Genomic DNA, 13,503 nt, shown 5'->3' on the forward strand with positions numbered 1-13,503 from the left:
GTATAGAGAAGCAGGAGTTCCTTTGTACAAAATTATTATCTCCCGAATACAAAGGGTAGAAAAGCAATAGAGCAGGTTGAAATATTCAACCTGCTCCAATTAAGACATTATAGTGATAAAATTCTAGTAACCAGGGTTTTGCACCAGGTTAGGGTTAGAGTCTAAAGCCTGCTGAGGTATAGGGTAAAGCACTCTAAATGATTCAGTAACTGTTTTTTCATGCCATGTATCGTCGAAAGTTCCGAATCTTATTTGATCAACTCTTCTGATACCCTCCCAATATAATTCTCTCCCTCTTTCGTCTAATAGCGTAGCTTCGTCTAAACTACTTAGCTGGCTTGCACCTCTCTTAGCCCTTAGCTCATTCACCATTTCTAGTGCTTCTGCTGTTTGTCCACTTCTAAACAAAGCTTCTGCTTTCATTAAATACACATCCGCATATCGCAACTGTATATATCTACCTTTATCAGCAGGGTGATATTTGATGGCACGATAACCATCGTCAGTATCGGCTCCAATTAAGGGCACATCGGCCTCAAAGGCTAAAGGCTTGTTGTTTCTGCTATTAGTTATTACAGTTCCACTGTCGCTATATTGCTGTCCGGTAAGAAAACCACGACCAATTCCAGAAAAGTCAGTCCCATCAGGTGTAGCTTCTATACCTTTTCTGACATCACCGTCTTCAAACTTAGCATAGAAATCGGCTATGGTAGTAAAACCATTCCATCCACTAGGATTTTGATCGTAGTGTAAGGTCATAAAGTACCTATTTTGTGGGTCTCCTGCACCTTCAGGGTTGGTGAAGATAATTTCACTTTCTGCGTTTACAGAAAAATTGTTGTAATAATCATCCTCTAGAGCATATCCGTCTGCCGCGACAGCATCGGCATATTCAATAACCTTTGCCATATCGGCCTGATCAAATGTAGGGTTTAAAGCTCCTTCTTCGTTAACATCTGCCATATACACTCCTTTGTTAAGATAAAGTCTTGCAAGCAATGCATTTACGGAAGCTTTAGATGCCTTATCATTGATAGGTGAAGGTCCGGTTGAAGGCAAGTCGGGAAGAGCTTCTTCCAAATCATTGACAATAAAATCAAAAGCTTCCTCTCTACTCAACACTCTGGGGTCTATCTCGGCACCCTCATTAACTTCTCTGAAAGGCACCTGACCATATAGGTCCATAACGTGCCACATATAAAATGCTCTCAAAAATTTCGCAGCGGCAGCCTGCTCAGCATTTGGAGCAGGGTTATCAGAGGCTAACACCTGATTAGTAAGAAAAACTCTACTGTTTAGCTGGTTCCAAGAATTGAGTACATATTGGTGAGTAGGATCCCAGTTATGTGAATGCAACAAACGCCATACACCATTATCTCCCCAGTCTGTACCTCTGGTAGGAGGTATCATTTCGTCTGAAGTATGAACATATAAAGAGTATACATTGGCTTGGTCAGCAAATGAACTCAGCTGGTTATATGCAGACTCTAACAGAGCTTCAGCATCACCTGAAAACTCTCCTGACTCTGATTCAGCTACTATTGACTCTACCTCTTCAACTTCAAGATCAGTACAACCTGTATAGGCAAAGGTTATAGCTACAAGTAGTGATAAGCTTTTAAAATATAATTTATAACTCATATCTAAACTTCTTTAATCAGTTAAAATGTAACATTTAAGCCAAGCAAAAATGTTCTTGCCTGAGGATAAGGGGTGTAGTCTATACCAAAAGATGGTATATCATTTAAAGCCTTATTGACATTTACCTCAGGGTCTTGTCCACTATAATCTGTAATGACAAACAGATTCTGTCCGGTAACATATGCTCTCACTCCTGATAAGAATTCAACATTGTCAACATTAAAATTATATCCTAATGTCATGTTTTGAAGCCTTACGAACGATGCATCTTCTAAAAAACGAGTAGATACTTCAGGAGCATTAGCCCGTGACTCACCGTTTCCGATAACATCTTTAGTTACATTATTTCCACCACCAAGCGCACCAGCTGTAAAATAAGCGTTTTGAGTGTTATTATATACATATTGACCAAATTGTCCTGCAAAGAAGATATTAAGGTCAAAATTGCCGTATTTAAAATTGTTAGTAAAGCCTGTAGTTGCTTTTGGCAATGGAGCTCTACCCACAAATTGCTGAACATCACCTTCTGGATAAATGCTTTGCCCAGCATCGTCAAACCCACTGAATGGTCTCAGATAGTAAGCAAAAAGAGGCTGACCTTCTGCTATACGTTGTGCAAAAGCTCCTGATAAGCCCTGACCGCTGATGGCTCCTGTATTTACCAAACTAGCAAAGTTTTCTACACGGTTATCGTTAAACGATGCGTTAGCAGAAAGTGACCAAGAGAAATTATTCTGGTCTACAATATCTGCGTCTACAGTGAACTCTACCCCTTCATTAATAATGTCTGCATCCAAATTCCTCCAAATAAATTCTTGAGGAGCTGGCTGAGCACTAAATACCTGAAATAACAGATCATTAGTATTCTTTTTGTAATAATCAATTGATCCTCTTAGCCTATTATTAATAAATCCCCAATCTAAACCTACGTTGATTTGAGAGGTAGACTCCCATTTAAGGTCAGGGTTAGGGAAAGCAACTGTTGACCTGCTACTATTATTGATTGTTACACCGGTAGGAGAAACGTTAAGCCCTTCTCCACTGTAGCGCTGTCGGTTTGTATATAAGTTACTTGGAATCTCTTGATTACCCGTGATACCATATCCGGCTCTAAGTTTCAGATCACTAAACGCTTCAGGAACAAAAAGCTCATCAGAAAGTCTCCACGCCCCCGCAAAGGAAGGAAATACTCCATATTTGTTGTTTCCTCCAAATCTGGTAGAACCATCGGCTCTAACAGTAGCAGTAATCAAATATTTGTCTGCAATATCAAAGTTAACTCTTCCAAAATACGATTGTAGCTCATCAACTCTATAAGAAGTGTTTCCTACAATTCCTCCATTGCCAGTAGTTTGATCTACAGCAGCCAGATTGTTGATAATTACATCTAAATCATTCACTCTGAAGCCAGCTGCCTGTAGTGTTTTTGTTTCTCTTTGAAACCTCTGATATGAGTACCCTAAAACGGCATCAATAGTTAAGTTATTAGAGACTTCTCTATTATATGAAAAGTAGTTCTCCATTAAAGTGTTAATGCTAACAATATCTTCGAAGGCAGAACGGCCCTGCCCTACAATTCCTTGAACAACAAGACCTGGAGAGTATCCTGCCTTACGGGTAGAAGCAGAACGATCTCCACCTAAAACAGTATTAAAAGAAAGATCGTCAGTAATTTTAAAATCGAAGGTTACATTACCTAATGCTCTCAGGGTATTAGTAAAGTCATCACTTAGCTCTAGAAAAGCTACAGGATTTAGTTCCGTTACGCTTCTTTGGTACAATTCTCCATCCTGATAAACCGGATAAGTAGGATTCAACTTAAGAGCAGCTCCAAGTAAGTCTCCCGTTGCACCTGCATTATCTGAAATAGGTACATTATCATCGCGAATATCAGATACTGTAATTTGAGTACTAATATTTAGACGGTCGTTGATAAAATTACCAGAACCGTTAAAGCGTGCCGTCAGCCTTCTTAGTCCACTTCTCTCTACGATACCTTCCTGATCTGTATAGCCTAAAGAAAGCCTATACTGTCCCATCTCATTGCCACCACTATATGAGAGGTTATGGTTATGCGTTACTGCTGTTCTAAAAATTTCATCTTGCCAGTCTGTATCTGCACCTAAATCAAGAGTAGCTAAAGCATCGTCCCCTGGAGACAGATTGTTAATGTCAGCATATGCTTCTACAAATTCGTCTGCATTAAGTAGGTCATACTTCTTACTAATATTACTTACACCTATGTTGTAGGAGTAGTTTAACGTTCCCTCTCCATCTTTACCTTTTTTGGTAGTAATAAGTACAACACCGTTAGCACCGCGTGAACCATAAATAGCTGTAGCAGAAGCATCTTTAAGGATATCTATACTTTCTATATCGTTAGGATTTAGAAAGTTAAGCGGGTTTCTTGCCGAGGAGGTACCAAAACCTGTGTCTGCACCCCCACCGCTAATATTATCTCCTGCTAGTGGAACACCATCTACTACGAACAAAGGATTGTTGCCACTTCTTACCGAAGAGGTTCCACGAATTCTAATATTCACTCCTGCACCAGGCTCTCCGCTTGCCTGAGTGATTTGTACACCAGCAGCACGTCCCTGTATAAGTTGTTCAGGAGACACTACTACACCACCATTAAAATCTTCTGATTTCACTGAAGAAACAGCTCCGGTAGCATCTCTTTTTTCTTGAGTACCATAACCGATTACTACTACTTCGCTAAGGGATTGAATGTCTGGGGCAAGCTCAATATCTATTGTAGATCGGCCTGCTATTGTAACCTCTTCACTTATATAACCAATAGATGAAAAAACGAGCACATCGTTGCCTTCAGGTACAGTTAAACGATAGTTACCATCCATGTCAGTTACTGTACCGGTAGAGGTGCCTTTTACCAGTACATTTACTCCCGGTAATCCTCCCTCTTCAGGAGCTGTTACTCTACCGGAAACTGTGGTCTGCGCATACGTAACGCTGGCGACGCAGAGTACACCGAGCAGCGTTAGGGCATACCTAAGCTGTGTAAAAATTCTCATAAGCTGTTAATTAACTTGTGTAAATAAATGTATCCGGCTAACTCAGTTTCCGGACAAGTGTTTAATAAACTAATACGAATTTATCAAAAACTAGACAAAAATAGCTATAAATAATGAGAGAACAATAGTTTTCTGCAGGCTCATTGAAATAGTCTTAATTTACAGCTTTTGCAAAAAGAAAGTCTACTTTTTAAATAATATATAGCGTAAAGCAATTTTCATTAAAAATTTTCCCACAATACGTACTATTTGTTACACCCACCTAAAATAAGGCTTTATAATTTTTTTTATAATGAGTAAACCTCCACCAGGCCCTTAATAAGAAACACCTAGGATGGATAATTTTTATGTAATATTTTATCTAAAAATTACCATATTTCGGATAAAAAAATTTATTTTTGTGTAGCTAAATTTTCCGGGTATTATATAAATCTAGCTATACTTGCAATAAAGAGCTGTTTTAAATTTTACAAGGATTTAGAGCATATTTTACTTACATATATAAGAACATACAGCTGATTTTTAGTTAATTGTAGGTCAGCACAGTTCTGGAACTAACTAAACTATGGCTATGAAAAGTGCAATATTTTTTTCTTTAGCAGCCTGGCTTTGCTTAAGTCTTGGTGCATTTGCTCAAAATACTTACTATGTAGATGAAACAGGAGATGATAGTAGTGGCGACGGAAGCCAGGCAGCTCCCTGGAAAACTATAGCGTATGCTGTAGAACAGGCAAATGCTAATAGCACTATCAATGTATTAACAGGCACTTATAATGAAGGTCCTATTCTTATAGACAAATCTCTGACAGTTTCCGGTATAGGTCAGACTGTTACAGTAATTGCTTCATCTGCTAACCCACTTTTTAGTATAGCAGGGAACAGCATTACTATAGAAGGCCTAAACCTACAACCTGCAACCTCTAAAAGTGGCATAGCCATACTGCTTAAAAAAGTAGAGGGAGAAGCTGTTGATGGGATAAACATTGCACAGAATACTATTTCTGATTTTAATTCTGGAATTGTATTTGAAACTAATGCAGAGGTTACCAACCTTTCTATCTCCAACAATTTTATTACTAATAATACCAATGGTATAGTAGTTGAAAACCTTGTAAACCTTGATGCGCAATCCAGCATCAGTAACAATAACTTGTCTAATAATGCCAACAAGTCTCTTATCAATAATTCTACTGTTTCTGTCATAAATGCTTCAGCCAACTGGTGGGGGGAAGCAAACCTAGGAAGCAGCGTTATTAAACCTAGTGATATTGCTGATAAAGTCACGGGTATAGCTAGAATAGACTACTCTCCTTGGCTTACTAACAGCAATGATTTGGAGACCGATCAGGAAGGCTTCCAAGGGTCTTTTATCAGTCTGGGTACTGTTAAAACTAATGTTAGCACAAATGCCCTTCAAGAAGCTTATGATATTCTGGAAACCAACCCTTTTGTAGAAAGCCAAATACAGCTACACCCCGCTGTTTTGGGTACAAGCTCAGCTATTTACAATGATTTCATAGTTGACACTAAAGCTTTTGTATTGAAAGCTCCTTCTGGAATACCATACATAAATAAAATAACTACTAATGGTAGCAAACTAAAGGTTGAGAACACTGTAAAGGTTAATGACCTTGACCTTCAAGAAGGTAATATTGAAGTGCTTGGTCAGATCACAACAAATAAAGATGCTACTTTTAGTGAAAGTGCAAATGCTTATATAACCGGAAATATAGTTCTAGAACCATTTAGCTTAGCTGCAGACGAATCATTTAATTTTTTAGGGGTAGCTATCTCTCCATCAGAAGGCGCAGATCCACTTAATCAATTAACCATTAGAAGGACAACAGGAGAACCTGTTACATTAAATGATAACAAGTCTATTAGTGTAAAATGGGATATCAGCGTAAACAATGGTGAGTTTTCGCCTAGAGACTTAACATTTACATGGAATACTCTTTATGATAATAGCTTAGACTTCGAGGTTGCTAACGCTGTAGTCTGGAAAAGAGAGGACGAAAGTAGTTCGTGGGAAGCAGTAACCCAAGATTTGGCAACTGTTGATAACAATATCAGATCTATCAGTGTAGCGAATGTTACATCTTTTTCGCAATGGACAGTTTCTAATGAGACCAATCCCCTTCCTGTAGAACTTACGCGTTTTTCTGCTTTTTTATCAGAGCCACACGTTGAGTTGCAGTGGGAGACTGCTTCAGAAATTAATTCAAACTTCTTTGCTATAGAGCGTAGCGAAGATGGTAAAACTTTTGCCCAAATTGGTAAACTTAAAGCAGCAGGCAAGTCTGATACTCCTTTACAATATAACTACATAGACGAGCAGGCTGCCAATCGCCTGTCTGGCTCAGTGTTTTATCGCCTACGTACTGTAGATTTTGACGGTTCATTTGAGTACTCTGATATTACTGTGGTTAATATTAATGGGGATGACCTGCCCATGATTACCGCCTATGCGCATGCTAGCCAAAGCCACCTCAAACTTTTTACTCGTGCTATAGAGGCTGGCGATTATCAGCTCTGGATATCTGACCTGAGCGGACGCAAAGTCTATGAGCAGAATGTACAGCTTGATGCTAAAGAAGTTTACGAAATTAATGTAGGGCAGCTTCCTCAGTCTGTATACCTGATCCGCTGCGTGGGTAAAGAGCTGGCACTCTCTAGTAAATTTAGGGTGGAAGCCGGAAATTAAACGCTCTTCATCCTGATTTTGAGGCCGTAAAGATTGGAATCCAAGTGCTAAACATCTAATTTTGCGCCTTGAATCAGAAAGTTCATCTAACCTTATATTGAATAATGGCAAATAAAGGAAAAGTCGTACAGGTAATTGGTCCTGTAGTAGACATTAGCTTTGAAGGAGAAAACTCTAAGCTGCCTAATATCCTGGACGCGCTTATCATTAATCGCCCGGATGGTTCTAAGCTGGTATTAGAAACTCAACAGCACCTGGGTGAAGATAGAGTTCGTACCATTTCTATGGAAGGTACTGAGGGTCTGGTAAGAGGAATGGAAGTTATAGATACCGGAGAACCTATTAAAATGCCTACTTCTGAGGAAGTGCGCGGAAGGCTATTTAACGTAGTAGGTGAAGCTATTGACGGACTAAAACAGCCTGAGTTTGGTACAGGGCGTTCTATCCACAATACTCCCCCTAAATTTGAAGATCTAACTACTTCTGAAGAAATACTTTTTACGGGTATCAAAGTAATTGACCTGCTAGAGCCTTACGCTAAAGGTGGTAAAGTTGGTTTGTTTGGTGGTGCCGGTGTTGGTAAAACTGTACTGATTCAGGAGCTTATAAACAATATTGCTAAAGCTTACTCAGGATTCTCAGTATTTGCTGGTGTAGGAGAGAGAACTCGTGAAGGGAATGACCTTCTACGTGAATTTATCGAAGCTGATATTATTAAATACGGCCATGAGTTCAAAGAGTCTATGGAAGCTGGCGGCTGGGATTTGAGCAAAGTAAACCTTGAGGAGCTAAAAGAATCTCAGGCTACGCTAATCTTTGGTCAGATGAACGAGCCTCCCGGAGCACGTGCCCGTGTGGCCCTTTCTGGTCTTTCAGTGGCTGAGTACTTCCGCGATGGTGCCGGCTCCGATCAGGGAAGTGATATTCTTTTCTTTATTGATAACATTTTCCGTTTTACTCAGGCAGGGTCTGAGGTGTCTGCACTTCTTGGACGTATGCCATCAGCGGTAGGTTACCAGCCTACACTTGCTACTGAGATGGGAGCGATGCAGGAAAGAATTACTTCTACAAAGCGTGGATCTATTACTTCCGTACAGGCCGTTTATGTACCTGCGGATGACCTTACTGACCCCGCTCCAGCAACTACATTTGCTCACCTGGATGCTACCACTGTACTTTCTCGTAAGATTTCTGAGCTTGGTATCTACCCTGCGGTAGATCCACTTGACTCAACCTCTAGAATACTCTCTGCAGAAATTGTAGGTGAAGAGCACTATAACACTGCTCAACGTGTAAAAGAGATTCTTCAGCGCTACAATGAGCTACAGGATATTATCGCTATTCTGGGTATGGATGAACTTTCTGAAGAAGATAAACAGGTAGTACACCGTGCTCGTCGTGTACAGCGTTTCCTATCTCAGCCCTTCTTCGTAGCTACTCAGTTTACTGGTATCCCTGGGGAGTTGGTAGATATTAAAGATACTATCAAAGGATTTAACATGATCATTGATGGTCAACTTGATCACCTTCCTGAGCCTGCGTTTAACCTTAAAGGTACTATAGAGCAGGTAATTGAGGCTGGTGAAAAAATGCTGGCAGAAGCCAAGTAATTTTGCAACATTATAGCAGGGAGTTATTTCCCTGCTTTATTAATATCATAAAGTATGCATCTGACGATCATTACTCCAGATAAGCAGGTTTTTGACGGTGAGGTAGAAATGGCTACATTTCCCGGTAGCGATGGTTCATTTCAGGTATTAAATAACCATGCTCCTTTAATTAGCTCATTAAGCAAAGGAAATATCAGCTACCGTACTAAAGACACTACTTCTTCCGTTTATGTAGAAGGCGGTGTAGTAGAGGTACTGAACAATAATATTTCGGTACTTGCCGAAAAAGCGTCTAAGTAAGACTTACTGATTTAGAGAAGAGGCGGGCTTGAGAAAGCTCGCTTTTTTTATGCGCTTTTACTTTCACTATCGTAACGCACTCCAAACAACTTAGCCATACCTTTAAACATACGCTTCTCGAACTTCCAGAAGAATTGGAACTGGCCAAAAACAAAGCCATAAGCAAGTAGTACAAGCTGGTATACAGGTAAAACTGTTAACATATAGTATGGAACTTTAATCCAGGCAGAAGTTTGTTCGGTAATTCCTGCCAGTTTGTACAAGGGTTGTTTTAAAAACATTACTGTAAAGCCTGTACAGGCAAACACAATTAAAATAACGATAACCTGCCAGGTACTTTTAACTTCCCAACGAGATTGTAGATTCTGTATCCAGCCCATTTGCTTACGAATTAATATTTTGAAAAGCCTCCCAATATGGTGTACTCGGCAGAGGTGCCGAAAAATGTACTTTCTCTTTTTTTACCGGGTGTATAAAGCTTAGGTGGCGAGCATGCAAAGCAATATTCTGGTCCGCATTAGGCGAAGGATAACCATACTTAAGGTCTCCCATAATAGGGCAACCCATAGAAGCCAACTGTGCACGAATCTGATGAGAGCGTCCGGTTAGAGGCTTTACTTCAAGTAAATATTGATCTTGTTTGTGCATTTTTAAACTAAACTCTAACTCCGCTCTTTTACTGTCCTGCACTTCTTTATTGTAGGTTTTGCTAATATTGCGCGTATTATCTTTGCGCATCCAATGAACCAGGGTGCTTACTGACTGTGGCGGTTTTGAAGATACTATTGCCCAATAAGTTTTTTGAACTTCCTTTGTCTGAAAAAGCCTATTCATACGACTTAAAGCTTTAGATGTACGTGCCAGTACCAACACACCACTTACTGGCCTGTCCAGCCGGTGAACCACACCTAAAAATACCGCGCCCGGCTTATCGTATTTCTCTTTGATATAAGCTTTACCAGCTTCTACAAGAGGTTCATCTCCCGTCTGGTCACCTTGTACCAGCATACCTGCTCTTTTGTTGACCACCAGCAGGTGATTGTCTTCGTATAATATATCTAATTGTGGCATGCTTAGATCAAAACTAAGAAGAATGCTATAACTTAAGTTCCTAAACTACGATTGCCTTTAAAACTATAGACTAAATTTTACAAAAAAAGGCTGCTTCCACAACAGGAAAACAGCCTTAATCTGATCTTGCTTATATGCAAATTAGTTCTGGCTTTGATCTTTATTCTGATCTTCCTGAACCAGCTTCGTTATTTTTTCCTGTACCTCTGGGCTACTCTGGTAAGCCATCATAATCTGACGGTACTCATTAAACTGCATCCCTTCAGATTCTATAGCCTCAGCTATTTCTGACTGAGTCTCGCGCTGCACTTCCATCACCTTTTGAGCGGCCTGATTAAAGGTAGCCATCTCATCTGCGGTAGCGTCAGCTTCCTGATTAGGATCCTGCTGAGCAGTAGCAATTTCGTTGAACCTGTTAATATCCATGTTTTCTTCTTCAATCACCTGAATCATCTTCTGCTCAGCCTGCTGCTGTACTTCTACCACACTTTTGTTAGCCTGGATAAAAGTTTTCAGTTCTTCCTCAGAAAAATCGGTCTGTACCTGTTGCTGCTGCTGGCCTGCTCCTGGTAGTGTCTGAGCATATGACAGGTTACTAGCCCCAATTGCCGCTACTCCAAGAACTCCAAAAAGCAGGGCAAAAAATTTACGCTTCATAGTCTTCATACGATAGTCTTATTATTCTTAAAAATTTATACCTATAAACTACTAAAGAACAGGCTCAGTGTTGCTAAATAATTTCATTAAAATTGGATTTCTCCGATATTAATTGAAATAATCACATATTACACCTGAATTCTTCAGTTGACTATCATACCAACTAGCTGTATTTGATTTTAATATTCTGAAGTAAAATGGAAATTAATGTCTGGAAAATTATCCTGCACCATTTGTAACCAAGCTTTGGTTTCAGCCATAAAGACAAACTTACCGTCTTTATCTTTGGCAATATAGCGCTCTTTAGATCGGATAAATTCTCTTAGTTTTTTGGGGTCTTCACTGCTAATCCAGCAGGCTTTGTACAAATTCATTGGCTGGAAAGTACATTTAGCGCCATACTCATGTAACAGACGATACTGTATAACATCAAACTGTAGAATACCCACAGTACCTACCACACGGCGAGAGCCCATTTCGTAAGTAAATAACTGTGCTACTCCCTCATCCATGAGCTGTTTCAGGCCTTTATCCAGTTGCTTGGTTTTCATGGCATCCTGGTTTATTACCTCTTTAAATATCTCGGGAGAGAAGCTGGGAATACCTTTAAATGCGCCTTTTTCTCCTTCGGTAAGCGTATCTCCTATCTTAAGATTACCAGTATCATATAAGCCTACAATATCTCCGGGAAAAGCTTCTTCGATAATCTCTTTATCCTGAGCCATAAAGGCAGTTACGTTGGAAAACTTGAATTGCTTATCCAGGCGCGTATGGTAATAGTTTTTGTTACGCTCAAACTTTCCTGAACATATACGTAGGAAGGCAATACGGTTGCGGTGACGGGGATCCATATTTGCGTGTATCTTAAACACAAAGCCTGAGAACTTCTCTTCGTCAGGTGCTATTTCACGCTCCTCTGTAGCCCTACTTTTAGGAAAAGGAGCAATTTTGATAAAAGTATCTAACAGCTCTTTTACTCCAAAATTATTAACCGCACTACCAAAAAATACCGGTGCTACCTCTCCCCTACGGTAGGCATCAATATCAAATTCTGGGTATACACCATTTATTAACTCTTCATCTTCACGCAGCTCGGCGGCAAAATCTTCTCCTATATGCTTCTCAAGTTCGGGGCTATTAATATCTGAAATACTCACACCTTCGTTTTGCAGTTTTTGTTTGCTAGGCTGAAATAACAACAAACTCTTGTTGTACAAGCTATACACCCCCTTAAAACGCTTACCCATCCCGATAGGCCAGCTTAGTGGACGAACCTTAATATTAAGTTTAGCCTCAATTTCATCTAGCAAATCATAAGGGTCCTGGCCTTCACGGTCTAGTTTGTTGATAAAGGCAATAACAGGCGTATTACGCATACGGCATACCTCCATCAGCTTTTCGGTCTGGGTTTCTACACCTTTTACACAGTCTATCACCATAATTACGCTATCCACCGCGGTAAGTGTGCGATAGGTGTCTTCTGCAAAGTCCTGGTGACCAGGGGTATCTAAAAGATTGATTTTAACAGGCTCAGCATGGCCATTATGATACTCAAAACCCATTACCGATGTAGCCACCGATATACCTCTCTGCTTCTCTATTTCCATAAAGTCAGAGGTAGCATGCTGCTTTATTTTATTAGACTTAACAGCTCCGGCAGTTTGTATTGCCCCTCCAAAAAGCAAAAGCTTCTCGGTTAGTGTGGTTTTTCCAGCATCGGGGTGGCTGATAATACCAAATGTTCTGCGTTTTGCTATTTCCTGTACTAGATTGGCCATGTAAATGCGCTTACTTTAAAGTGTGCGAAGGTATTGCTCTCTGGCTTGTGTAATATTAGCTTTGAGGCTATCTTCATTTTTGGTTACAACAAGCCAGAACAAAATTTAAGTCCGCAAAATTACGGAAAAGGAAAGAATTTTTGAAAACTAAACACTAAATGGAATTTTCCATTCAGCTAAGGGCAGTGAGTTTTAAAACTTAACCAGTCGGATAGATTTGACCTCAAGCTTGATCCATACGTTTCCTAACCAATAGGGGTCGTTGGCAAACCACTGATCCAACTCCTGTCGGGACTCAAAGCGACACATCAGTGTAGATCCGATCATTTCTCCTTCGTCGTTCAGAATGGCTCCTCCTTCTATCAGATGCCCTTTCTTTTTCATTAACTCAGCATGTTTCAGATGAGATTCTCTAACTTTCAGTCTACGAGCCAGGGCTTCTTCGTCTTCGGCATCGTAAGCAACTACCAAAAATTCCATAAAATATATTCAAGCTAATCTTACAAATATCTGCTATTTATTTAATGCAAGCAAAATAAGCTGTGCAGGAAGCTACACTCGCTTTAGGTAAGGATGTCGATCTGTATAATTTAATTTTAAAATAGCTGATTGGCAATCATCCACAATTGATATAAGCCTTACAAGGCTATAAAGGCGTGAAAAACAGTATTTTTACGTATGCATACCATTTTGGGGTTACTAGAGGA

Annotated in this window: 10 protein-coding genes; 3 read left to right on the top strand and 7 right to left on the bottom strand. The window is 39.9% G+C overall.

The genetic code is table 11. The features are described 5' to 3' along the window. Positions 1-123 precede the first annotated feature (123 nt). Complete coding sequence (locus PZB74_RS05955; protein ID WP_302241450.1) at positions 124-1,641, bottom strand: RagB/SusD family nutrient uptake outer membrane protein; 1,518 nt, start codon at positions 1,639-1,641, stop codon at positions 124-126. Positions 1,642-1,661: 20 nt separating this feature from the next. Next, positions 1,662-4,676 (bottom strand): SusC/RagA family TonB-linked outer membrane protein, encoded by a 3,015-nt coding sequence (locus PZB74_RS05960; protein ID WP_302241451.1) that lies wholly within the window; start codon positions 4,674-4,676, stop codon positions 1,662-1,664. A gap of 571 nt (positions 4,677-5,247) precedes the next feature. Between PZB74_RS05960 and PZB74_RS05965 the strand changes: the two genes are divergently transcribed. The 3 genes from PZB74_RS05965 to atpC all read left to right on the top strand — a co-directional run bounded on the left by PZB74_RS05965 (position 5,248) and on the right by atpC (position 9,290). Next, positions 5,248-7,380 (top strand): DUF1565 domain-containing protein, encoded by a 2,133-nt coding sequence (locus PZB74_RS05965; RefSeq protein WP_302241452.1) that lies wholly within the window; start codon positions 5,248-5,250, stop codon positions 7,378-7,380. Between the two features lie 104 nt (positions 7,381-7,484). Further along, a complete protein-coding gene (gene atpD, locus PZB74_RS05970; protein WP_302241453.1) occupies positions 7,485-8,990 on the top strand; it encodes a F0F1 ATP synthase subunit beta in 1,506 nt (501 codons plus the stop codon). A gap of 54 nt (positions 8,991-9,044) precedes the next feature. Continuing rightward, positions 9,045-9,290: an ATP synthase F1 subunit epsilon gene (atpC, locus tag PZB74_RS05975; protein WP_302241454.1), complete on the top strand. Its 246-nt coding sequence runs from the start codon at positions 9,045-9,047 to the stop codon at positions 9,288-9,290. 47 nt (positions 9,291-9,337) lie between these two features. Here the strand turns inward: atpC and PZB74_RS05980 are convergent, their stop codons facing one another. From PZB74_RS05980 to PZB74_RS06000, 5 genes are all read right to left on the bottom strand, one after another. After that, positions 9,338-9,670 (bottom strand): DUF6787 family protein, encoded by a 333-nt coding sequence (locus tag PZB74_RS05980; RefSeq protein WP_302241455.1) that lies wholly within the window; start codon positions 9,668-9,670, stop codon positions 9,338-9,340. A gap of 4 nt (positions 9,671-9,674) precedes the next feature. Next, positions 9,675-10,361 (bottom strand): RluA family pseudouridine synthase, encoded by a 687-nt coding sequence (locus PZB74_RS05985; protein WP_302241456.1) that lies wholly within the window; start codon positions 10,359-10,361, stop codon positions 9,675-9,677. 141 nt (positions 10,362-10,502) lie between these two features. Continuing rightward, positions 10,503-11,027, bottom strand: a complete 525-nt coding sequence (locus PZB74_RS05990; RefSeq protein WP_302241457.1) for a DUF4168 domain-containing protein — start codon at positions 11,025-11,027, stop codon at positions 10,503-10,505. Between the two features lie 170 nt (positions 11,028-11,197). Next, on the bottom strand, positions 11,198-12,796 hold the full coding sequence (locus PZB74_RS05995; RefSeq protein ID WP_302241458.1) for a peptide chain release factor 3: 1,599 nt from the start codon (positions 12,794-12,796) through the stop codon (positions 11,198-11,200). Between the two features lie 192 nt (positions 12,797-12,988). Then, the gene (locus PZB74_RS06000; RefSeq protein ID WP_302241459.1) at positions 12,989-13,276 is read right to left on the bottom strand and encodes a YciI family protein; all 288 of its coding nucleotides are present in this window, start codon (positions 13,274-13,276) and stop codon (positions 12,989-12,991) included. Between the last annotated feature and the right edge of the window lie 227 nt (positions 13,277-13,503).

This window comes from Porifericola rhodea (assembly GCF_030506305.1).
In the GTDB taxonomy this organism is placed as follows: Bacteria; Bacteroidota; Bacteroidia; order Cytophagales; family Cyclobacteriaceae; genus Catalinimonas; species Catalinimonas rhodea.

Coding starts and splice junctions, on each gene's coding strand:
- PZB74_RS05955 (WP_302241450.1), bottom strand. CDS start 1,641: ATGAGTTATAAATTATATTTTAAAAGCTTATCACTACTTGTAGCTATA.
- PZB74_RS05960 (WP_302241451.1), bottom strand. CDS start 4,676: ATGAGAATTTTTACACAGCTTAGGTATGCCCTAACGCTGCTCGGTGTA.
- PZB74_RS05965 (WP_302241452.1), top strand. CDS start 5,248: ATGAAAAGTGCAATATTTTTTTCTTTAGCAGCCTGGCTTTGCTTAAGT.
- atpD (WP_302241453.1), top strand. CDS start 7,485: ATGGCAAATAAAGGAAAAGTCGTACAGGTAATTGGTCCTGTAGTAGAC.
- atpC (WP_302241454.1), top strand. CDS start 9,045: ATGCATCTGACGATCATTACTCCAGATAAGCAGGTTTTTGACGGTGAG.
- PZB74_RS05980 (WP_302241455.1), bottom strand. CDS start 9,670: ATGGGCTGGATACAGAATCTACAATCTCGTTGGGAAGTTAAAAGTACC.
- PZB74_RS05985 (WP_302241456.1), bottom strand. CDS start 10,361: ATGCCACAATTAGATATATTATACGAAGACAATCACCTGCTGGTGGTC.
- PZB74_RS05990 (WP_302241457.1), bottom strand. CDS start 11,027: ATGAAGACTATGAAGCGTAAATTTTTTGCCCTGCTTTTTGGAGTTCTT.
- PZB74_RS05995 (WP_302241458.1), bottom strand. CDS start 12,796: ATGGCCAATCTAGTACAGGAAATAGCAAAACGCAGAACATTTGGTATT.
- PZB74_RS06000 (WP_302241459.1), bottom strand. CDS start 13,276: ATGGAATTTTTGGTAGTTGCTTACGATGCCGAAGACGAAGAAGCCCTG.